The following is a 22591-nucleotide window of genomic DNA, read 5'->3' as shown; positions in this document are numbered from 1 at the left end:
CTCGGAGCAGGCCTGCGCCGTTACGAGTCGCTCAGGGCCTGTTCCAGTTCCTGCATGTCGGGCGGCATTGGGGTTTCAAACAGCAGGTTTTCACCCGTTCTGGGGTGGGTAAAGCCCAACCGCGCCGCATGGAGCGCCTGACGGGGGAAGTCCAGCCCAGCCCCTTTGCCCACCGGGGACAGACCACGGGCCGCAGCAGGCACGCGCCGCAGGTAGAGCGGGTCCCCCATAAGGGGGTGGCCATTGGCCGAAAAATGCACCCGGATCTGGTGCGTGCGGCCCGTTGCCAGTTTGCACGCAACAAGGGCGGCCGAAGCACTGAACACCTTGAGCGTGCGGTAATGGGTCAAGGCCCATTTGCCACCATGGGTAACCAGCGCCATGCGTTTGCGGTCCCGCTTGTCGCGGCCTATTGCGCCTTCATAATCCCCCTCCGCAGGGGTAGGCACACCCCAGCAGAACGCCAGATAGGCACGGTCTATGCGGCGGGCGGCAAAATCATCCGAGAGCGCCAGATGCGCTTTTTCCGTTTTGGCAACCACCATAACGCCCGACGTATCCTTATCCAGCCGGTGCACAATGCCGGGGCGGCGCTCCCCGCCAATGCCCTTAAGGCTATTGCCGCAATGGGCGATCAGGCCGTTGACCAGCGTACCCGTCTCGTTCCCCGGTGCGGGGTGGACCACCAGCCCCGCGGGCTTGTCCAGCACGATCAGGTCGTCATCTTCATACAGGATGTTAAAATCCATGGCTTCGCCCTGCGGGGTGGCAGGGGCTGCGGCGGGCAGGTCCAGCACCACCACCATTCCTGCCCGGACCGGCGTGGCGGGTTCACGCAGCACCACACCATTGCACAGGAGGTTCCCGCCCTCGATCAGCCCTTTGATGCGTGAGCGCGAAGGGGCTCCGGGGCAGTTGGACAAAAACCGGTCCACCCGCTCGCCCGCCTGTGCGGCATCCACCGTAAAGGCCAGTGTGGTGCCGTGGGTAGGGGCAAGGCCGGGCGCGGCTTCGCCTTGAGGGGGAACTGTATGTGCCAAACCCGTTTGTCTCATTCACGCTTATTGGGTGGAATTGCGCGTACAAAGCCTGCTTGCAGGCTGTGCGTCAAGCCGCAGGATGTAAACCACCAGCCCAGCCTGCCGCGTGGCCTGCACGCCTTTTGGTGTGCCCGTACACCATGCCCCCTTGCCCTGCGCCATATACGGCAGGATAGTGTGCGGGTATGACCCACCACCCCACCATTGCCCGCACCTACCAGACCGCCCTGCGCCACCGCAGCCTTGTGCTGGCCGGGCTTTTGGGTGCGCTGGCCCTGTCTGTCCTGCTGGATTGCGCGGTGGGGCCTGCCGAACTTTCCCCCACAACCATGCTGCGTGCTGTTTTTGCCCCTGCCGGGGTAGATGAGCAGACAAGCCTGATTGTCTGGCAGATCCGCCTGCCCTACGCACTTATGGCGGCCTGCGTGGGGGCTGCACTGGGGCTGGCAGGGGCGGAAATGCAGACAATTCTGGCCAACCCGCTGGCCAGCCCGTTTACGCTGGGCCTGTCCGCCGCCGGGGCGTTTGGCGCGTCCCTTGCCATTGTGCTGGGCTGGCACATAGCGCATGTGCCCGACATGTGGCTGACCGCAGGGAGCGCCTTTGTCTGTGCGGCGCTGTCTGTATGGATTCTGGACATGCTGGTGCGGCTGCGTCAGGGCGGGACGGGCACGGTTATCCTGTGCGGGGTGGCACTTGTGTTTTCGTTTCAGGCATTGGTTGCCCTCATGCAGTTTGTGGCAAACGAGGACGCCCTGCAAAATCTGGTGTTCTGGACCCTTGGTAGCCTGACCCGCGCAACATGGGGCACGCTGGGCCTGCTGGCCGGGGCTCTGGCCTGTATCCTGCCATTTTCGCTCCGGGCAGCATGGCCACTTACCACCCTGCGTATGGGGGAGGACCGGGCTGCAAGCCTTGGGGTGGATGTGCCACGCCTGCGCCGTGCGGCCCTGCTGCGCATAAGCCTTTTATGCGCGCTGGCCGTAGCCTTTGTGGGGGTTATTGGCTTTATCGGGCTGGTGGCCCCCCATATTGCCCGCCGCCTTGTGGGGGAGGACCACCGTTTTTACCTGCCTGCCAGCCTGTTGAGCGGGGCGTTTATTCTCTCCCTCGCAGCCCTTGTTGCGCGTATGCTGGTGCCCGGTGTTGTGGTGCCAACAGGTATTGTGACCGCTCTGGTGGGCATACCGTTTTTTCTGGTTATTGTGCTGCGTCGTGGGGAAGGGCTGCCATGATGCCCCCCGTGCCAGCCGGGCTGACGCTGCATAACCTGACTGTGCGGTACGGGCGCAAATCCGTACTGGCCGAACTGGATGCAGGACCGTTCCCCCACGGGGCGGTCTGTGCCGTTCTGGGCCCCAATGGCAGCGGCAAATCCACCCTGCTGCGCGCCACAGGGGGGCTGCTGCACGCCACAGGCACACTCATGCTGGATGGGGTGGACCTTACCCCCCTGCCACGGGCCCAACGGGCGCAACACTGCCTGTACCTGCCCCAGACCCTGCCAGAGCCCGTACGCCTGAGCGTGCTGGACGCCATGCTGGCCGCCCGCCACGCCACAGGCAGGCAGGGCAACACCAGCACGGCAGCGGACATAGACACCGCCATGGCCTGTCTGGCCGATGTGGGCATTGCCCACCTTGCCACGCAAAGCCTGCATGAACTCTCCGGCGGGCAGCGCCAGCTTGCAGGGCTGGCACAGGCCCTTGGCCGCAAACCCCGCGCCCTGCTGCTGGATGAACCCCTGAGCGCGCTTGACCCATACTACCAGCAGACCGTTATGGCCCTGATCCGGCGTGAGACCGCACAGCGCAATCTGGTCACCCTGATTGTGCTGCATGACCTGAACATCGCACTCAACCAATGCGATCTGGCGTGCCTTTTGCACAATGGCCATATTCTGGCCTACGGCCCTCCGGCGGAAGTTTTAACCCCCGAGCACCTGCGCACCGTGTACCGTATTAATGCACGGGTAGATACAGGGCGGGACGGGCAACGCTTCATCAGCACCGCAGGTGTGGTGTAACGCCCCTTAGGTGCCACAATAGGTATAGGGTACCACCTCGTCAGGTGTGGGGGGTGCTATGTAGCCTCCCATGCCCGGCTGCTCCACATAAGGGGTGGCCAGCACGCTCAGCATTTCCCGGAACGGTGTGTAATCGTGCTGTTTTACGGCGGCCTGAATCATGGCCTCCACCTTGTGGTTGCGTGGAATATAGCACGGGTTGACCTGCTGCATGGCGCTGGCACGGGCGGCATAGTCCGCACTCCCCTGCTGCGCCACACGGGCACGCCAGCGGGCCAGCCACGGGCTGGTACTGGCAGGCAACCCGGCCGGCAGGCCGGAGCCGCGCAAAGCCTCGCCATGACTGAGAGCGCGGAAGGTGTTGGTCATGTCCATCTTTTCCGCCTCCATGTGGTCCAGCAGGGTTTTGAACAGGGTTTCATCCCCCTCATCCTCCCCCACCAGCCCCAGCTTTGCGCACATGCCAGCAAAATAGGCTGCATGAAAATGCGGATGGAACGCCCCAAGTGCCTGCTGGGCCAGACTGATGGCCTGCCCGTCCTCCTCCGCCAGCAGGGGGAGCAGGGCCTCGGCAAAACGGGTCAGGTTCCACAAGGCTATGGTCGGCTGGTTGGTGTAGGCGTAACGGCCACGCTTATCTATGAAGCTGAACACGGTGGCCGGGTTGTAGGTGTCCATAAAGGCGCAGGGGCCGTAATCTATGGTTTCCCCCGATATAGCCATGTTATCGGTGTTCATGACCCCATGAATAAAGCCGACCAGCATCCACCGCGCCACAAGGGCCGCCTGCGCCGCCACCACGGCCTGTAGCAGCGCCACATAGGGCTGCGCGTCCTGTGCTGCCTGCGGGTAAAGCCGGGCAATGGCAAAATCGGCCAGCGCGCGCAAGGCGTGCCTGTCCTGCCGGGCGGCAAAGAACTGGAACGTACCAACGCGGATATGGCTGCGCGCCACACGGGCCACAATGGCACCGGGCAAGGGTGTTTCACGGTAAACGCGCTCCCCCGTTGCCACGGCGGCCAGCGCGCGGGTGGTGGGGATGCCAAGGGCGGCCATGCTCTCGCTCAGCAGGTATTCACGCAGGACAGGACCAAGGGCAGCCCGGCCATCCCCACTGCGTGAATAAGCCGTGGGGCCGGAGCCTTTGAGTGCAATTTCGCGCAGATGGCCGTTGCGGTCCTCAACCTCCCCCAAAAGCAGGGCGCGGCCATCCCCCAACTGAGGAGAAAAATGGCCAAACTGGTGCCCCGCATACACGGTTGCCAGCGGGTCCATGCCCTGTGGCATCTGGTTGCCTGCCAGCATGGCCAAGCCCTGTGGCCCGGTCAGCCATGCTGCATCCAGCCCCAGCTCCGCGGCCAGTGCCGTGTTCAGGGCAATCAGTTCAGGCCGGGCAACCGGGGTGGGCTGCGTGCGGGTATAAAAGCTGGAGGGCAGCGTTGCATAACCCTGCCGGATAGAAGAATGAGGCATTGTTACACCACCTTGCAAAAAAGCCTTGGCACTGTGCCGCGGGGCTTCCAGCCCTGCCGCAGCCGCACAACACACAGGAACGGACCACATACGCCATGGTTTGCACCTGTCTGGCACAGACACGGCGAACATGATAGGAAAGAGCCCAACCGGGCCACCGGCAGGCTGCCTTATGGCGTGCCTGAAGCAACAGAATAAACCCGTATATCGGAGCAACCAGGCCCCTGGTCCCCACACCAGCGCCGCGGAAAACGCGAGAACACCATGACCACCGTAGCCGACAACATTGCCTTCAAGATCACCCGCAAAACGGATGGCACCCCCGCCGCCGAGCGTGAAAGCCTGGTCGCCAACCCCGGTTTTGGCCGCGCTTTTACCGATCATATGGCTGTTGTTACCTATACGGAAGGCAGGGGCTGGCATTCGGCCGAAATTCTGCCCCGCCAGCCGCTCATGCTCGACCCCGCTGCCTCCGTGCTGCACTACGCGCAGGAAATCTTTGAAGGCATGAAGGCCTACCGCGCCCCCAATGGCGGTGTGCAGCTCTTCCGCCCCGAAGCCAATGCCCGCCGGTTCCAAAAATCGGCCGAGCGCATGGCCATGGCCGAACTGCCTGAAGACCTGTTTTTGGAAGCGGTGACCCAGCTGGTCAAAATCGACCAGGACTGGGTGCCCGCACCCGAGGTGGGCACGCTTTACATCCGCCCCTTCATGATTGCGACGGAAGCAGCCCTTGGGGTCAAGCCTGCCTCCGAGTTCAAGTTCATTGTCATTGCCTGCGCGGCGGGGGAATACTTCTCCAAGGATGCCGGTCCGGTTTCGGTCTGGGTGGAAACGGAAACCGTGCGCGCCTCCCGCGGGGGCACGGGTACGGCCAAATGCGGCGGCAACTACGCCGCCAGCCTGACCGCACAGATGGAAGGCAAGCACCACGGCTGCCAGCAGGTTCTGTTTCTGGACGCGGAAGAACGCCGCTGGCTGGAAGAAATGGGCGGCATGAACGTGATGATGGTGTTTGAAGACGGCACCCTGCTGACCCCCCCGCTGGAAGGCGGCACCATTCTGCACGGCATTACGCGTGACAGCCTGCTGACACTGGCGCGCGATGCGGGCCTGACCGTAAAGGAAGAGCGCTACGCGCTTGACCAGCTTTTTGCCGATGCCAAATCCGGCAGGCTCAAGGAAGTGTTTGCCTGTGGCACGGCGGCTGTTGTGTCCCCCATTGGAGCATTCAAGAGCAAGACGGATAGCTGCACCATCAACAACAATCAGGTGGGTGACGTCACGGCAAAGCTGCGCCAGAAGCTGTGCGACATCCAGTTTGGCCGCGCGGCTGACCCACATAACTGGATCAGCACCGTAGCGTAAGGCCACCTCAGGGCACCCTGCTCAAACACCCCGGTCTCTGCCGGGGTGTTTTTGTCTATACCTCCGGCAGAGATGCTGGACAGACCGGCCCAAGCGGCATATCCCCAGAACATGCTTGCTTTTTTACCCGCCCTCCCCTGCACACGGTTCCCCCAGCCATGACCAACACGCCGCATCTGGTTCTTGTGGATGGCAGCGGCTTTATTTTCCGCGCTTTTCATGCCCTCCCCCCCATGACCAGCCCCGAAGGGGTGCCGGTCAATGCGGTGTACGGCTTTACCAACATGCTGGCCCGCCTGCTGCGCGACCATGTGGGCACGCATCTGGCCGTGCTGTTTGATGCAAGCCGCCAGACCTTCCGCTCCGACATTTACCCCCAGTACAAGGCCCACCGCCCCGAACCACCGGAAGACCTGCGCCCCCAGTTCAGCCTGATCCGGGATGCCACGCAGGCTTTTAACGTCCCCGGCATAGAACTGCCGGGCTGGGAGGCAGACGACCTGATTGCCTCTTACGCCGTGGCCGTGCGCAAAATGGGGGGCACCTGCACCATTATTTCCTCCGACAAGGATCTGATGCAGCTTGTGGGGCAAGGCGTGTGCATGCTTGACCCCATCAAGCAGACCCCCATAGGCCCGGCGGAAGTGGAAACCAAGTTTGGTGTCCCGCCCGAAAAAGTGGTGGATGTGCAGGCCCTTATGGGCGACCCGACGGATAACGTGCCCGGCGTGCCCGGCATTGGCCCCAAAACGGCCTCGGCCCTGATTAACGAATTCGGTACGCTGGAAAACGTGCTGGCCAGCGCCCCGGATATGAAAAAATCCAAAAAGCGGGACATGCTGATCGAACATGCGCAGGCGGCCCGCCTCTCGCTCCAGCTGGTCACGCTGGCAACGGACGTGCCCCTGCCCGTACCGGTAGAGGAACTGGCCACGCGCGAGCCAGACAAGCTGGCACTGGCCGACTGGCTGGACAGCATGGGCTTCCGCTCCGTCATGTCCCGCATGGGTATGGGCAGCCCGGCTGGGGCACATGCCCACCGCGCAGCCCGTGCCTCCGCCCATGCCAGCGCAAACGGGCAGGACACCCCCAACCCGGCCCCGGCCGCCCCGGCCCAATCCAGCGGCCCCGCCGACCTGCTGAGCGCACCCTATGCGGAGTACGAAACCGTGCGTACCGCCGAGGCCCTGCAAAAATGGGTCAGCATGGCGCAGGATGCAGGTGTATGCGCCGTGGATACGGAAACCGACGGGCTGGACCCGCTGGCTGCCAACATGCTCGGCTTTTCCCTTGCCACCGCACCCGGCAAAGCCTGTTACGTGCCCGTGCGGCACGAGGGCACGCTGGAAGCCCTGACCGGCGAACAGCTTGACGCCACACAGGCACTGGAGCTGCTACGCCCGCTGCTGGAGGACAAAAGTGTTCTCAAGGTCTTCCAGAACGCTAAGTTCGACCTGCTGGTACTGGACCACGCAGGCATAGACCACACCAGCATTGCGCCGGTGGATGACACAATGCTGATCTCCTACAGCCAGTCTGCCGGGCTGCATGGGCAGGGCATGGATGAGTTGTCTGCCCTGCACCTCAACCACACGCCCATAACGTATGACAGCGTAACCGGCACGGGCCGCAACCGTATTCCCTTTGCCAAGGTACCGGTAGAAAAAGCCACCACCTACGCTGCCGAGGATGCAGACGTAACCCTGCGCCTGTGGCATGTGCTGCACCCCACCTTGCGCACCAACAAGGCACTGGCCCTGTACGAGCAGGTGGAACGCCCGCTGGTGCAGGTGCTTGCCACCATGGAAAAAAACGGCATTGCAGTGGACCGCGCGGAACTGACCCGCCTTTCCGCCGATTTTGAAAGCCGCATGAAAAACATGGAACAGGGCATTTATGCCGCGGCTGGCAGGGAGTTCAATATTGCCTCCCCCCGCCAGCTTGGTGAAATCCTGTTTGATGAAATGGGGCTCAAGGGCGGCAAGCGCGGCAAGGCGGGGGCGTGGAGTACGGATTCCTCCGTATTGCAGGACCTGGCCGATCAGGGCCACGACCTGCCGGTGCGCGTGCTGGAGTGGCGGCAGCTTGCCAAGCTCAAATCCACCTACACGGATGCCCTGCTCAAGCTGACCAGCAAGGAAAGCCGGGTCCATACCTCGTTCCAGATGGCCATTACCACCACGGGCCGCCTGTCCTCCTCCGACCCGAACCTCCAGAACATTCCTGTCCGCACGGAGGAAGGTACGCGCATCCGTCAGGCATTTGTGGCTCCGGCAGGGCGCAAGCTGATCTCGGCCGACTATTCCCAGATCGAGCTGCGGCTGCTGGCCGATGTGGCCAACATCCCCACCCTGCGTGAAGCCTTTGAGCTGGGGCAGGACATTCACGCCCGTACAGCCTCCGAAGTGTTCAACATCCCGCTCGAAGGCATGGATGCCCTGACCCGCCGCCGCGCCAAGGCCATTAACTTTGGGATTATTTACGGCATTTCCGCCTTTGGGCTGGGCAAGCAGCTTGGTATTCCTGCAGGGGAGGCCAAAAGCTACATAGATGCCTATTTTGCCCGTTACCCCGGCATCCGGGATTACATGGAGCAGGTCAAGGCCGAAGCCCGCGCCAACGGCTATGTCATGACCCCGTTTGGCAGGCGCTGCTATGTACCGGGCATTCATGAGAAAAGTGCCGTTCGCCGCCAGTATGCGGAGCGACAGGCCATTAACGCCCCCCTTCAGGGTGGTGCTGCGGACATTATCAAACGCGCCATGGTGCGCCTGCCCGAAGCCCTGAAAGCCACAGGGCTGGACAGCGCACGCATGTTGCTACAGGTCCATGACGAACTGCTGTTTGAAGTGGATGCAGAGCAGGCCAGTGCCGTGGCGCAAAAAGCCAAGGCCATTATGGAAGCAGCAGCACAGCTCAAAGTGCCGCTGGTGGTAGAAACAGGCATTGCCCAGAACTGGGCGGAGGCACACTAACCCATGACACCAGCAGGAAAACGCATTACCCTGATCAGTGTGGGTATTCTGGCCCTTGCCGGGGTGGGCAGCTTGCTGGCCACCGAGCTGGCACTCAAGCACAGCATTACCCTTAACTCCTACGGCAACCCCGTTGGGGGCTCCTTCCGCCTGATGGACGCCACAACCGGCACCATGACGGACAAGAGCTTTCAGGGCCGGTGGATGCTGGTGCTGTTCGGGGCAACCCATTGCGGGCAGGACGCATGCACCCCTGCCCTACAGGCCATGTCTGCCGCCATGGATGAGGTTGATCCGGGCAAACGCAAGATGGTTATTATTTTTGTCAGTCTGGACCCCGACCGGGATGACGCCCAGCGCCTGCGCCAGTACGGCGAGACCATAAGCCCCCGCGTGGTGGCTGGCACGGCAGCCCCCTTTGCTCTGGCTGATCTGGCCAAGGAATACCATGCACCCGTTGAAAAAATGACTGACCCGGAATGGGATTACGCCATGCGCATGTCCCCCCAGTTTGTGGTTATGGACCCGCAGACACGCTACCGGGGCACCATAGATGCACAGGCTGACAAAGCCAGTATGGCCGCAAGCCTGCGCCAGATCATGGCGGCGGATGCTCCCGCCCCCTGATCAGGCTCCCCCGCCTTAACTTCTGTTATGTGTTCCTGCAGGTCTGTTCCGTAGCCCCATGCCGCTATCCCCCTCCGCCATAAGTGCCTCGGCGCGCTTTTATACCTCCCTGCTGGTAACGGGAGGGGTTTTTGTGGTGCTGGATGCAGGGGCATTTGTGCTGCGCCATACCATGCCCGAGGGCGCACGCCGCAGGCGTGTGGCCCGGCGCTGGCTGTGCACCATGGCCAAGGTGGCCGTACGCTACCTACATGCCGCAGGTATTCTGGACTGTGACATGGCGGAACTGGCAGCCATTGCCCAGCGCCGGAACCTTGTGCTGGTTGCCAACCACCCCTCCCGGCTGGACTGCCTGCTGCTGGCCGCAGCCCTGCCGCATATGGTGTGCGTGACCAAAGCCTCCATATGGGAACGGGGCGTACTGGGCAGCACCCTGCGCACCGCAGGCTATGTGCGGCACGATACGTTGCTCAGGATTATTGGCCCGGCATCCCAGGCATTGCATGAGGACTGCCAGCTTCTGCTGTTCCCCGAAGGAACGCGCTCCCGCGCAGGGGCCGAACCCGGCCCGGTGCAGCCCGGCTTTGCCGCCATTGCCCAGCGCACACGCTCGGACGTGCAGGTGGTGCTGATAGAAACACCATCACCCTATCTGTCACAGGGCTGGCCGTTTTTAAAACGCCCTCCCCTGCCCATGCGCTACGGTATAAAGCTTGGACCGCATTTTGCCGCCCCCAAACGGGACGAGGCCAGCGGGCGGGCCCTGATTGAAGCCGTGGACAACTGCTTCAGGTCCTCCCCGCAGGGCGGGGAGGGTTTTTGAACACACCTAGTAAATTTCTGGAACAATCATGTTTTCAGGCGTAGGCAGGCGTTCATAGTCCGCATGATGCACACGCGGGGGCAGATCCACCTCGGGGTGAGACACAGGCTGGTAAGGCACCTGCGCCAGAAGATGGTTGATACAGTTCAGCCGTGCGCGCTTTTTATCCACCGCCTGCACAACCCACCACGGGGCCTCGGCAATGCTGGAGCGCTCGAGCATGGTTTCCTTGGCTTTGGTGTAGGATTCCCAGCGGCGGCGGCTCTCCAGATCCATCGGGCTGAGCTTCCACTGCTTAAGCGGGTCTTCTATTCTGGCACGGAAGCGGGCTTCCTGCTCATCATCCGTGATGGAGAACCAGTATTTGACAAGCTGGATGCCACTGCGCACCAGCATGCGCTCAAACTCTGGCACGGAGCGGAAGAACTCTTCGTATTCCTCATCCGAGCAGAACCCCATGACCCGTTCCACACCAGCGCGGTTGTACCAGCTGCGGTCAAACAGAACGATCTCACCCGCAGCGGGAAGCTGGGCTACGTAACGCTGGAAGTACCACTGTGTTTTTTCGCGGTCTGTGGGGGCGGGCAGCGCAGCCACGCGGCAGATACGCGGGTTGAGACGCTGGGTAATGCGCTTGATCGCCCCCCCCTTGCCTGCGGCATCGCGCCCTTCAAACAGCACCACCAGACGGTGGCCTGTTTCCTTCACCCAGTCCTGCAAACGCACCAGTTCGCCCTGCAGGCGGACCAGCTCGCTAAAATAGGTATGGCGGAAGCTGCGGTCAGACACGGAGGCCTCACCCCCCAGCCCCTCTTCCTGCAATTCGAGTTCGATCTCTTCATCCAGATCGTCAATGATCTCCTGCCGGATACGCTCGCGTTCACGCTCGGCAGCAGAAAGGCTGTTCACATTGGCATCAGACATGATCTTGCCTTTGCTGTTTGGCAGAAACAGTGTCTGGCGTGGTGCATGACCACGCCAGAGCGGAAGTTTTTTAGAAAATGTGGCGGAACACCACATACAGCACGCCACTGATCAGCATGGCGGCAGGCAGGGTGGTAATCCATGCCATGCCCATGGCGCGCAGGGTGCCCCACTGCAAGCCACCACCACCGGCAGCCATTGTGCCAGCCACACCGCTGGAGAGGATATGCGTGGTGGAAACCGGCAGGCCATACCCTTCGGCCAGACCAATGGTGCCCATGGCCACGAACTCGGCGGAAGCACCCTGAGCGTAGGTCAGGTGGCTTTTGCCAATTTTTTCACCCACGGTCACAACAATGCGCTTCCAGCCGACCATGGTGCCAAGGCCCAGAGCAAGAGCCACCGCAATTTTAACCCACACAGGAATAAAGCGTGTGCCTGCGTTAAGCTGCTTCATAAACTTGGCGAGTTCGCTGTCTTCTTCTGCGCTAAAGGTTGCTGCCTTGCCCATGTTGTGAATGGCTTCCGCCACCAGATACATGTCGGTACGCACGTTGGGCACGGTTGCTGCCGGAATTTCGTGCAAGGAGTGATACCCACTTACGGCCTGTGCAATATCAGCAGACAGGACGGAGAGTGCGGCATACACTTCGGGACGGGCTACGGATTTGATGCGCAGCGCGTCTGTTACCTGAGCGCGGGCTTCTTCCGCCGTGGGCTGCTTGAGCATGGGCTGGGCGTGCACGTCAAACACGTGGGAGGCCTGCTGTGCGGTTTCCACAAAGCCGGGCATCATGCTGTCAGGCATGGCGCGGTTCAGGGCGTAGGCGGTCGGGGCGGCACCAATCAGGATCAGCATGATCAGGCCCATGCCCTTCTGCCCGTCGTTGCTGCCGTGGAAGAAGGAAACACCCGTGCAGGTGCCAATCAATAGACCACGGATCCACAGAGGGGGCGGGGCATCGCCTTCAGGCGCACGGTAGAGGGCGGCATTGCGCACCACAACGCGCAGCACCATGAACAGGCCCGCAGCAAGAATAAAGCCACACAGGGGGCTAAACAGCAGGGCGGAGAACACCTTTTTAACCTGCATCCAGTCCACGCCATACAGCGCGCTGCCAGAAGGCGACATAAGCTGGTTTGCAAGGCCCACACCCAGAATGGAGCCAACCAGAGCGTGGGACGAGCTGTTGGGAATACCCAGCGCCCATGTTGCCAGGTTCCACACAATGGCGGACAGCAGCAGGGCAAAGATCATGGCATGGCCAGCACCACTGCCAACCTGCAGGATCAGTTCCACCGGCAGCAGCGTTACAACACTATATGCCACCGCCCCCGAGGAGGTCAGAACCCCAAGCAGGTTCCACATACCAGACCAGACCACCGCAACCAGTGGCGGCAGGCTGTTGGTGTAAATAACCGTTGCGACCGCATTGGCCGTATCGTGAAAACCGTTCACGAATTCAAAGCCCAGAGCAATAAGCAACGCCAGAGCCAGCAGGGCGAAGGCCCCGGTTGCTATGCCACTGGTACCAACAGCGTGCAGGTCAGCCAGCACGCTGTAACCAACAAACGCCAGAGCTGCTGCGATCACTCCCAAAAAGAACATGCGGAAAGCCTGATGCTCCCCTTTACGCATATTCGGACGTCCTCCAACCGGAGAACTCAGCATTGTATCTGACATAAAAGCACCCTGCGCAGAAAAAGATGAGCGCAAGATAAAACTCTTTTTATTCAGGTTGCGTTAAGAAATTGTGAAACAAAAATCCCTTTTACATCAACTCTATAATCTAAATATCACCCCCATTGGTGCAGTATTGAAACAAATTCAGCGTTCATCCTGCGCAATCCATTTTGTTTCCTGCGGGGGGTGCCATTGGGCCAGCCCGTCCAGCAGGTCTTGGGGTGTCTGGCCAACCTGCAAAATGGCTCTGTGGGCGGGTTTAAGAAAACCCTCCGCCACCACGTGGTCCAAAAACGTGCCAAGCGTGCTGTAAAACCCGTTTACATTCAACACACCGCAAGGTTTGGCGTGGTTGCCAAGCTGGGTCCACGTCCAGACCTCAAACAGTTCCTCCAGAGTACCAATGCCACCGGGCAGGGCAATAAAGGCGTCGGACATATCCGCCATAAGGGCTTTGCGCTCGTGCATGGAGCCTACAATCCGCAGGTCCTCCAGCCCGTTATGCGCCACCTCCCGCGCAACCAGTGCCTGCGGAATAACGCCCGTAACCTGCCCGCCACCGGCCAGTACGGCATTGGCCACAGCCCCCATAAGCCCGACCGAAGCCCCCCCATACACCAGCCCTATGCCGCGCCGGGCCATAAGCAGGCCAAGCTGTTCTGCCGCATGCAGGTAGGCAGGCCCACGCCCGGCACTGGAACCACAAAACACACAAATCCGTCGCACGACCGCTTATTCTCCCCGTAAACCCCGGTACATGATGCGCCCATTCCGCCCGCGCATGCACAGGTGCGGGGGCAAACACACAACAGTGTTGTTTTTTTCATGCCCCAGATAAGGGGACAACCCTTTCCAAACTGCAACAAGTGGGAGTAGCCTACCCCCTGCTTACACCGAGAGGCTTGATATAACAGAATAACTTTTCGCCAACGCCCATTGCGGACGCCAAAACAAAAACAATAAAAACAGAAAGATAACCAGCGTGCTTCCCTCTACTGCTCCCCTATCCAGCTCACACCAGCGGTTCCTTTATCTTCAGGTTCTCGCAGCCGTGGCGGCAGGTATTCTTGTCGGCGCTCTGTTCCCCTCCGTTGCAACGTTGCTCAAACCGTTGGGAGACGGGTTTGTCAAACTGATCAAAATGGTCATTGCGCCGGTTATCTTCCTGACTGTCAGCACCGGCATTGCAGGCATGGCGGACCTTAAACAGACCGGCCGCGTGGCGGGTAAGGCCATGCTGTATTTCCTGTGTTTTTCCACGCTGGCACTGGCTGTGGGCATGGTGGTGGCCAATATCGTGCGCCCCGGCGCTGGCATGCACATCCACCCGCAAAGCCTGGACAGCGCCTCCGTTGAGCAGTTTGTGCAGGCAGCACACGGCCATTCCTTTACCGACTTCCTGCTCCAGATCATTCCCTCCACCACGGCGGGGGCTTTTACCTCGGGCGAGATCCTGCAGGTGCTTCTGGTCGCTATTCTGTTTGGCATCAGCATGGCGCAGATGGGTCAGGCGGGGGAGACGGTTCTGAACCTGTTCCGCAGCCTGACGGAAATGGTGTTTGGTGTGGTCCGGCTGGTTATGTATCTGGCGCCAGTTGGTGCATTTGGGGCCATGGCATTTACCGTGGGCAAGTTTGGCCTTGGCTCCATTGTACATCTGCTGGGGCTGGTGCTGACCTTTTACTTTACCGCAGGCGTGTTTGTGCTGGTTATTCTGGGTATTGTTGCCCGGCTGGCGGGGTTCAGCATTCTGCGACTTCTGATGTTCCTCAAGGAAGAACTGCTGATTGTGCTGGGCACCAGCTCGTCCGAATCAGCCTTGCCCGGGCTTATCAGCAAGCTTGAGCAGGCCGGGTGCAAACCGGGCATTGTGGGGCTGGTGGTGCCTATGGGCTATTCCTTCAACCTTGATGGCACCAATATCTACATGACCCTTGCAGCCCTGTTTATTGCGCAGGCAACCGACGTGCATCTGGGTTTTGGTGAACAGCTTGCCCTGCTGCTTGTGGCTATGGTCAGCTCCAAGGGGGCTGCGGGGGTTACAGGGGCAGGCTTTATTACACTGGCGGCCACCCTGTCCGTTGTACCAAGTGTGCCGGTGGGGGGTATGGCGCTCATACTGGGGATTGACCGGTTTATGTCCGAGTGCCGCTCGCTCACCAACCTTGTGGGCAACGCCGTGGCGACCATTGTCGTGGCCCGGTGGGAAAACGCACTGGATACAGAGCAGCTCAATAAAACCCTGCATGCCTCCCGGAAGGAGATCCCTTCCGCCTGACCCTACGACCACAAGGCCTCCCTCCCAACGGGAGGCTTCTACAGACTGGGAAAAACAGGCAGGGAGAGAAATGCTGGCGACGCGGAACTGACACGCCGCCAGCACCGGTCAGGCCGATGCGCCGGGGGGAACGCCTGCTTTGCCGGATGGGGCTGACTGGTAAAACACCTGTATGGGCAGCCCTACGCCCCAGCGCACAACTGCGCGGCAAGCTGGTTGTGCCGCGCCACCAGCCCGTGCAGGTCCAGCCGGGCAAAGTATCCGTCCTGTATCAGAACATTCCCGTTAACCATGCTCATGGAAACCTGCGTGGGGGAGCAGAACACAAGGGCGGCTACCGGGTCGGTCTGGGCACCGGCATGGGCCAGACCGCGCACATCAAACGCGACAATATCCGCCGCCATGCCCACGGCAATCTGGCCAATATCATCCCGCCCCAGCACGGCCGCACCACCCCGCGTGGCAAGGGCCAGTGCATCCCGCGCGCTCATCATCCCCGGTGTTTGCGGGGTTTCGGGGAGCAGGCGGGAGAGCAGCATGGCCTGCCGTGCCTCACCCAGCAGGCTGGCCCCATCGTTGGAGGCGGAGCCATCCACCCCCAGCGCCACACGCACACCCGCTGCCTGCATCTGCCGCACCGGGGCTATCCCCGATGCCAGTCGCATGTTGGAGCACGGGCAATGCGCCACACCTGTTTGCGTGCGGCCAAAACGGGCCATGCCATCCGCATCCAGCTTTACACAGTGCGCGTGCCAGACATCGGCCCCGACCCAGCCCAGTGTTTCAGCATATTCTGCCGGGGTCTGGCCAAAGCGCTCGCGGCTGTAGCTGACATCATGATCATTTTCAGCCAGATGCGTGTGCAGCATGGTGCCTGTGGCACGGGCCAGTGTTGCCATGTCCCGCATAAGCTCCCGGCTGACCGAAAAAGGCGAGCACGGTGCGCCCGCAACCCGCAGCATGGCAAGGGGTTCGGGGTCATGGTAGGTTTCGATCAGGCGTTGTGTGTCGCGCAGAATATCGGCTTCACGCTCCACCAGCGCATCAGGCGGCAGGCCCCCCTTGCTCTCCCCCACGCTCATGGCACCACGGCAGGCATGGAAGCGCATGCCCATGGCAAAGGCGGCTTCTATCTGGTCATCCAGCCTGCATCCGTTGGGAAAGATGTAAAGATGGTCACTGGTTGTGGTGCAGCCTGAAAGCAGCAGTTCCGCCATGGCCGTGCGGGTGGAGACCTGCACCATTTCCGGCGTAAGGCCCGCCCAGATCGGGTAGAGCGTTTTAAGCCAGCCAAACAGGGAGGCATCCTGTGCCTGCGGAATAACCCGTGTGAGCGACTGGTACATATGGTGGTGGGTGTTCACCATACCCGGCAGCACCACATGGCCTTGCAGGTCTATAACGTGGTCAGCGCCGGACGGGGGTGCAACCTGCCCCCCACCCAGCGCCACAATCTGCCGCCCTTCTACCAGAACCCACCCGTTTTCCAGTTCGGTGCGGGCGTCATCCATACACACCAGTCTGGTTATGTTTGTGAGCAAAGTGCGGCGTGGCATGCAAACTCCTGTCGCACCCGGCAAAACCGGGTGCGCTGGTGAACTGATCAGAAGGACGTGGAGACGGAACCTACCATGGTAAAGCGTGGTTCCACCATGAACGAGTTGCCATAACCCAATCCACCCGTGTTGCTGCCGCTGCCGCTCCACACCGGGTGCGAGTTCAGGTCGCTCCCCCGGTAAACAGCGCCCATGGCACCCGTGCGCACGATAGACCCGGTCAGGTTGGTAAAGTTCAGCTTGAACGTAGGCGATTGGAGGAAACCAAACGGCTTGAAGTGATACCCGAGCGAGAGCGTGTTGGTCACATACCCCGGAATACGCTGGTCGTTGGCAATGGCAACAGACTGCGGGCCGGTGTAGTGCACGGAACCGTTCGCAAAAAACCCTTTATAGGTATAGGTCAGACCAAAGTTTGCCATAACCCGCGGGGCCATAATGGCCTGCGTGCCCTTGGAGTGGATCATCGTGTTGTCGTTGGGATCATACACGTTGCTATCCTGCGTAGCGTGCAGATACTCGACCGACGCATACGGGCTGAAGCCATGGTAAGACGTGCCCGCGACCATGAAGTCAAACCCACGCATGGTCTGGCTGCCAATGGACATGGGGCTAAAGCTGTTCATACCCACATACTGGTCAACAAGCCTGTTTTTGACGTTGTAGTTGAACAGAGACATGTCAACCATAACGTATTTATTGTGGTAGCGGTAACCCAGTTCTTCTTTGATGGAATACTGATTTTTGGGAATTGGCGTACCCGCGTATGTCCAGCCCAGATCGGTGGCACTTGGCTGACGGTAATCACCTTCCGCGTTCACGTAAATCTGGTTGTTCTCGTTAATCTGGTAGCTGATGGACAGCTGCGGCAGAGGCTCAGTTCTATTCGCCCCAGAGTTGGAGCCAGTCGGATGGTTTGTGTTCCCCATCCAGCCATTATTCCAGGTGTTGGACATAACGAACTTGAACCCGGCATTGATCAGCAGGCGGTTGTTCAGGTAGCGCGACTGGTTCTGGATGAATAGCGAGTGCAGTTCATACCCTGCGGTCTGGCCAAAAGTGGAACCAACCACATGTGCAGATGCAGTAGGGCCGGAGGCGGCCCCATTGGCCAGGGTTGTTGCAGTTGGGTAGGACTGAATGGTCTGGTTGTTTTCGTACCAGTAACCAAAGCTCAGGTGGTTGTGCTTATCAATATCATACCCAAGTTTGGCAACCACACCGACCTGTCGCGCCTCATTTTCCAAAAAGTAGTTGGTCATGTTGGTACCAGACGGCACGGCCTGACCCGTTGACGCATAGTTCCCACCTACGACGCTATTCGTCACAGGGTTGTTATAACCGGCTACCCCACCGGGGGAGGCATCCCACCCCTGCCCGAAGCTGAAATAAGGCTGGATGTCGAATGTCAGCTTCTTGGGCAGCACAATATGCACAGGAGCGGTCAGAAAAATCTGGTTCCAGTGGTCATTATTATTGCGCCAGTAGTTAACATCCTTGGAGCTGGCAGAGCGGCCATAGCCATCGCCCGTATGCTTGTATTTGTAGAACTGCTCGGCAGTCGGGTAGTTGTCGATGACGAAGTCTTCAGAGTTCCAGGACAGGAACAGGTGGGCGTTGGACCCGTTTTCCCAGTCCTTGCGCACGCCAAAGTCGATGTGCTTGCGCTGGTTGGTGCCAGCACCCATCCAGCTCCGGTCATGCGTGTTGGAGAACGAGAAAAAGCTCTTGATCCCGGTCCGGCCGATCTCGCCGGATTCCAGACGAATGAACTCGCGTGAGAGGTTGTTGGTGCCGTAGGAAAAATCGACCATGCCGCCCATTTTTTCGGACGGCAGATGCGTGCGCGAGTTCATGACCCCACCTGCCGCAGACATAACCGGCAGGTCACGCGCGGCACTGCCGGGGGTTACACTGACTTCATCCAGGTTTTCCGAATCAATATCTTCGGTCATGTATTTGGCCGCTGCCGCCGGTGCACCATCCACCATGAGCGCCATATCAAGGTCCGTCAGCCCGCGTGACTGGATGGACCCGCCCTGCATCCCCGATGCGTCGGGGGTCATAACATTCAGGCTGGGCAGGTTCTTGACCAGATCAAGCGGTGTGGAGGTGGGGCTGCGCATATTGATGTAGGCTTTGGTCACGGTCTGCACCGCGTGGGGGGCCACTTCCTGGCGCATCATGCCACCACCGCCGGAACGGGCCGTGCGGTTGGATGCAACCGAAATTTCCTCTGCCCCACCTGCCTGCACCGACCTGTTGGCTGGCTTGGCATGGGCATGCCGGGCCGCTGCCTTGGCCGGAGCATGCCCTGCCTTGCCCGCAACAGGGGCGCTCTGGTCGGTCGTGGCGGCAAAAGCCTGCCCCACCCCCTGCACACTGGCACAGAAGCCGGCAACACTGGCCAGACAGGTCAAGGTCGCAAGGCGCTGCCGATAGGTCAGGGATGAACCGACAGAACGGCGGGTGGGAAAAAATCGGGAAGGCATGGTGTAGTCTCCCAAAAGCAGAAGCTGGAGCAGGGGGAAGGGCGGCGGGTCAGGCATTATCGCGGTGTGTTCCCCTGCAGATTGCCTAAGGCGGGGTGTGTTCCGAAACTCTGCCCATAAACGATACGATTCCGATATATAATTGCGAGTTCCCTTTCTCACAAAATAAAAAAAAGCACTTTCTCATTGCTTTTTTCAGCACGGGGGCCGCGCTCAATTTTGCAACGCGAAATTGCCTTTTTTGCTTTTGGGAGAACGGACCAAATCCGTCTATGATTGCCAGACTACGCCAGCCAGCGCTGGCAAAACCCGATCAGGCATTTGCATACCAAGGACAAAACCAATCACCCCGACCCCGCCCTTCCCCCAAGGCCCGGCAGAGGCCAGCAAAAAGGACTCCCGTCCGGTCAACCGGTGTGACCATCTTGGCTCACACCCTTTTTCCGATACGCAGGACGGTCTTTTTCGGGCTTATCTGTCCCCTGCCCATGCGGCTACCTGCAAACAGGTTGCCCTGTGGATGCACGAAGCAGGCATGGCCACCCGCACGGATGCGGCGGGCAACCTGATCGGCCGTTACGAAGGGCAGACCCCCGGTGCCCCAGCGCTCCTTATCGGGTCACATCTGGATAGCGTGCGTAATGCGGGCCGTTATGACGGCACGCTGGGTGTCATGCTGGGCATAGAGGTCGTGGCCCATCTGGCCGCTCAGGGTGAGCGCCTGCCTTTTGCCATTGAGGTCATCGGGTTTGGGGATGAGGAAGGCTCGCGCTTCCCTGCCTCCATGCTTACGTCGCGCGCTGTGGCCGGCACGCTTGATGCCCTCCCCCTTGGCACGGTGGATGCCAGCGGCACCACCTTGCATGATGTTCTGCACCAGAACGGCTTGGACCCCGCCCGCTACCTTGAGGCAGCCTACAAACCCGAACAGGTTGTCGGTTATCTGGAAGCCCATATAGAGCAGGGCCCCGTGCTGGAAGCCGCCGGGCTGGGCGTTGGCGTGGTCACGGCCATTGCCGCGCAATATCGCTTCAAGGTGAGCATACAGGGTGTGGCGGGCCATGCCGGCACCATGCCCATGTCCTTGCGGAAGGATGCGCTGGCCGCAGCCGCTCAGGCCATGGTGGCCATCGAGCGCATTGGTGCAAATGGCCCGCCCGATCTGGTGGCAACCGTTGGCCAGTTGCATGTTGGCCCCGGTGCCAGCAACGTTGTGCCCGGCCAGACCACCTTCAGTCTGGACATCCGCGCAGGGACCGCACAGGTGCGCGACCAGGCCACCACCCAGATTTGTGACGCCTTGCAGAACATTGCAGACGAACGCGGCGTGGGCCTGAGCATTGAACTCCAGAACGATCTGCCCGCCACCCCCTGCAACCCCGCATTAACGGCCTGCCTTGCGGCATCCGTCACCCGCATAACCAGGCAGGCGGCGCACCATCTGGTCAGCGGTGCAGGGCATGATGCCATGGTCATGGCGGCCCTGACCCCGGTGTGCATGCTGTTCCTGCGCTGCCATCAGGGGATCAGCCACAACCCCGCAGAAGCCGTGCGGCATGATGATGCCCATACGGCTTTTCTGGTCATGCTGGATTTCATACGCGCATTTGCCACCACAACCGCACACAAACCAACGGAGTTTTCTGCATGAGTTCCACGTTTTTCCGGCAGATTGACCCACCCCAGCGGATGTTGATGGGCCCCGGCCCCATTAACGCGCATCCGCGTGTGCTGCGTGCCATGTCGGCTGACATGCTGGGCCAGTTTGACCCGGAAATGACAGAGTACATGAACGAAACCATGGCTCTGTACCGTCAGATTTTCATGACACGGAACCAGTGGACATTTCTGGTGGATGGCACGGCCCGCGCAGGGATTGAGGCGGCTCTGGTCTCCCTTGTGGAACCGGGCGATAAAATCCTGCTGGTGCGGGCCGGGCGTTTTGGCCTCCTGCTTTCCGAAATTGCAGAGCGTATCGGGGCGGAAATCTGCGCGCTCGACCTGCCATGGGGGCAGGTGGCCACGCTGGAACAGATTGAAGACGCACTAAAAACCCACAAACCAAAAGTATTCGCCTGCATTCATGGTGACACCTCCACCACCATGGCCCAGCCGTTGGAAGGGGTTGGAGAACTCTGCCGCAAATACAACGTGCTTTCCTACACGGATGTCACCGCAACGCTGGGCGGCATGGCCATTAACACGGATGTGTGGGGGATTGATGTGGTCTCCGGCGGGTTGCAGAAATGCATGGGCGGGCCACCCGGCTCCGCCCCCATAACCGTGTCGGACCGGGCAGCGGAACACATTATGGCCCGCCGCCATGTGGAAGCAGGGATCCGGGGCGAAGGTACGACCAATGGCAGCCGGGCACGCATTTTGTCCAACTACTTCGATCTGGCCATGGTCATGGATTACTGGTCGGAAAAACGCCTCAACCACCATACCGAGGCCACGACCATGCTCTACGGCGCGCGAGAAGCCGCCCGCATTGTGCTCGAAGAAGGGCTGGATGCCCGCTTTGCCCGCCACGCACAGGCCAGTGCATGCCTGATTGCGGGGCTGCGCGCCATGAACCTGCGCATTTTTGGGGATGATGCCCACCGCATGACCAACGTAACCGGTGTGTGGATCCCCGATGGTGTGGATGGTGAGGCCATACGCACCCGCATGCGCGATGATTTTGGCATAGAAATTGGCACGGCCTTTGGCCCGCTGGCAGGCCGTATCTGGCGCATTGGCACCATGGGGTACAATGCCGTCAAACATAAGGTGCTGTTGACCCTTGGCGCGCTGGAGGCCTGCCTTGCAGCACAGGGCCACACGCTGCCCCGTGGTGCAGCCGTGGACGCCGCACTGGCCGAATGGCCATAACCCCAAGGCCACCCGCAAAAGGACGGCACGCGCATGACATTGGATGACGCCCAGACCATCCTCGCACTCACGCACTGCTCGGACCAGTACGAACGCGCACTGGCCGAAAACGATGTGACCGTGCTGGACGCCCTGTTCTGGCAGGGGCCACAGACCGTGCGCTACGGCGTGGGGGAAAACCTTTACGGCGCGGAAGAGATTGCCGCCTTCCGCCGCAACCGCACAGGTGGCTCGCCCCCGCGCACCATGTTGCGCCGCACCATAACCCCCATTGGCACGCAGGCGGGGGTTGTCAGTCTGGAATTCCGCCGCATCGGCTCTACCCGCACGGGTCGGCAGATGCAGACATGGATCAACACGCCCGATGGCTGGAAAATTCTGGCGGCCCATGTGTCCATCATGGCCGAACAGCCAGAAACCGAACGCCCCACACTGTAAGGAAAGGAGCATG

Annotated in this window: 17 protein-coding genes; 10 read left to right on the top strand and 7 right to left on the bottom strand. The window is 60.7% G+C overall.

The window, feature by feature from the left end; all coding sequences use genetic code 11:
• Window positions 1–20 precede the first annotated feature (20 nt).
• The gene (locus ACSYTG_RS03005; RefSeq protein WP_233129144.1) at window positions 21–974 is read right to left on the bottom strand and encodes an RluA family pseudouridine synthase; all 954 of its coding nucleotides are present in this window, start codon (window positions 972–974) and stop codon (window positions 21–23) included.
• A 251-nt stretch (window positions 975–1225) separates the two neighbouring features.
• Between ACSYTG_RS03005 and ACSYTG_RS03000 the strand changes: the two genes are divergently transcribed.
• The gene (locus tag ACSYTG_RS03000; protein WP_489783745.1) at window positions 1226–2275 is read left to right on the top strand and encodes a FecCD family ABC transporter permease; all 1050 of its coding nucleotides are present in this window, start codon (window positions 1226–1228) and stop codon (window positions 2273–2275) included.
• A complete protein-coding gene (locus ACSYTG_RS02995; RefSeq protein ID WP_489783746.1) occupies window positions 2272–3066 on the top strand; it encodes an ABC transporter ATP-binding protein in 795 nt (264 codons plus the stop codon). Before ACSYTG_RS03000 ends, ACSYTG_RS02995 begins: the two co-directional genes overlap by 4 nt.
• Before the next feature lie 6 nt (window positions 3067–3072).
• Here the strand turns inward: ACSYTG_RS02995 and ACSYTG_RS02990 are convergent, their stop codons facing one another.
• The gene (locus ACSYTG_RS02990) at window positions 3073–4539 is read right to left on the bottom strand and encodes a protein adenylyltransferase SelO (RefSeq protein WP_489783747.1); all 1467 of its coding nucleotides are present in this window, start codon (window positions 4537–4539) and stop codon (window positions 3073–3075) included.
• A gap of 264 nt (window positions 4540–4803) precedes the next feature.
• On the opposite strand from ACSYTG_RS02990, the gene ACSYTG_RS02985 reads away from it, so the two are divergent.
• The 4 genes from ACSYTG_RS02985 (at window position 4804) to ACSYTG_RS02970 (ending at window position 10332) form a co-directional block, all read left to right on the top strand.
• Window positions 4804–5907 carry a branched-chain amino acid aminotransferase gene (locus ACSYTG_RS02985; RefSeq protein ID WP_253527775.1) on the top strand — a complete coding sequence of 368 codons (1104 nt, stop codon included), beginning with the start codon at window positions 4804–4806 and terminating at the stop codon, window positions 5905–5907.
• Between the two features lie 158 nt (window positions 5908–6065).
• On the top strand, window positions 6066–8882 hold the full coding sequence (gene polA / locus ACSYTG_RS02980) for a DNA polymerase I (protein ID WP_489783748.1): 2817 nt from the start codon (window positions 6066–6068) through the stop codon (window positions 8880–8882).
• A gap of 3 nt (window positions 8883–8885) precedes the next feature.
• Window positions 8886–9509, top strand: coding sequence for an SCO family protein (locus ACSYTG_RS02975; RefSeq protein WP_086646611.1), 624 nt, complete (start codon window positions 8886–8888; stop codon window positions 9507–9509).
• Between the two features lie 58 nt (window positions 9510–9567).
• On the top strand, window positions 9568–10332 hold the full coding sequence (locus tag ACSYTG_RS02970; RefSeq protein ID WP_095349305.1) for a lysophospholipid acyltransferase family protein: 765 nt from the start codon (window positions 9568–9570) through the stop codon (window positions 10330–10332).
• Window positions 10333–10338: 6 nt separating this feature from the next.
• Here the strand turns inward: ACSYTG_RS02970 and ppk2 are convergent, their stop codons facing one another.
• The 3 genes from ppk2 to ACSYTG_RS02955 form a co-directional block, all read right to left on the bottom strand.
• Window positions 10339–11256 carry a polyphosphate kinase 2 gene (ppk2, locus tag ACSYTG_RS02965; protein WP_086646680.1) on the bottom strand — a complete coding sequence of 306 codons (918 nt, stop codon included), beginning with the start codon at window positions 11254–11256 and terminating at the stop codon, window positions 10339–10341.
• 70 nt (window positions 11257–11326) lie between these two features.
• Window positions 11327–12940 carry an inorganic phosphate transporter gene (locus tag ACSYTG_RS02960; protein ID WP_086646609.1) on the bottom strand — a complete coding sequence of 538 codons (1614 nt, stop codon included), beginning with the start codon at window positions 12938–12940 and terminating at the stop codon, window positions 11327–11329.
• A gap of 144 nt (window positions 12941–13084) precedes the next feature.
• Window positions 13085–13666, bottom strand: a complete 582-nt coding sequence (locus ACSYTG_RS02955; RefSeq protein ID WP_489783749.1) for an LOG family protein — start codon at window positions 13664–13666, stop codon at window positions 13085–13087.
• Window positions 13667–13922: 256 nt separating this feature from the next.
• Here ACSYTG_RS02955 and ACSYTG_RS02950 point away from each other — a divergent pair, with 256 nt between their 5' ends.
• Window positions 13923–15218, top strand: a complete 1296-nt coding sequence (locus ACSYTG_RS02950; RefSeq protein ID WP_086646607.1) for a dicarboxylate/amino acid:cation symporter — start codon at window positions 13923–13925, stop codon at window positions 15216–15218.
• A 182-nt stretch (window positions 15219–15400) separates the two neighbouring features.
• Here ACSYTG_RS02950 and ACSYTG_RS02945 read toward each other — a convergent pair whose 3' ends face one another.
• On the bottom strand, window positions 15401–16774 hold the full coding sequence (locus tag ACSYTG_RS02945) for an 8-oxoguanine deaminase (RefSeq protein ID WP_489783750.1): 1374 nt from the start codon (window positions 16772–16774) through the stop codon (window positions 15401–15403).
• Window positions 16775–16821: 47 nt separating this feature from the next.
• Complete coding sequence (locus ACSYTG_RS02940; protein WP_095349345.1) at window positions 16822–19266, bottom strand: TonB-dependent receptor; 2445 nt, start codon at window positions 19264–19266, stop codon at window positions 16822–16824.
• A gap of 343 nt (window positions 19267–19609) precedes the next feature.
• Between ACSYTG_RS02940 and ACSYTG_RS02935 the strand changes: the two genes are divergently transcribed.
• The 3 genes from ACSYTG_RS02935 to hpxZ are packed head-to-tail and all read left to right on the top strand — an operon-like array spanning window position 19610 to window position 22578.
• Complete coding sequence (locus ACSYTG_RS02935; protein WP_489783793.1) at window positions 19610–20917, top strand: allantoate amidohydrolase; 1308 nt, start codon at window positions 19610–19612, stop codon at window positions 20915–20917.
• On the top strand, window positions 20914–22140 hold the full coding sequence (locus tag ACSYTG_RS02930; RefSeq protein ID WP_086646604.1) for a pyridoxal-phosphate-dependent aminotransferase family protein: 1227 nt from the start codon (window positions 20914–20916) through the stop codon (window positions 22138–22140). Before ACSYTG_RS02935 ends, ACSYTG_RS02930 begins: the two co-directional genes overlap by 4 nt.
• 33 nt (window positions 22141–22173) lie before the next feature.
• Entirely contained in the window at window positions 22174–22578 is a 405-nt protein-coding gene (gene hpxZ, locus ACSYTG_RS02925) for an oxalurate catabolism protein HpxZ (protein WP_489783751.1), read from the top strand.
• The last annotated feature ends 13 nt before the right edge of the window (window positions 22579–22591 follow it).

The organism is Acetobacter sp. ESL1128 (assembly GCF_058505085.1).
Note: the sequence above shows the minus strand (reverse complement) of the source record. Positions and strands in the feature narration are given on the sequence as shown.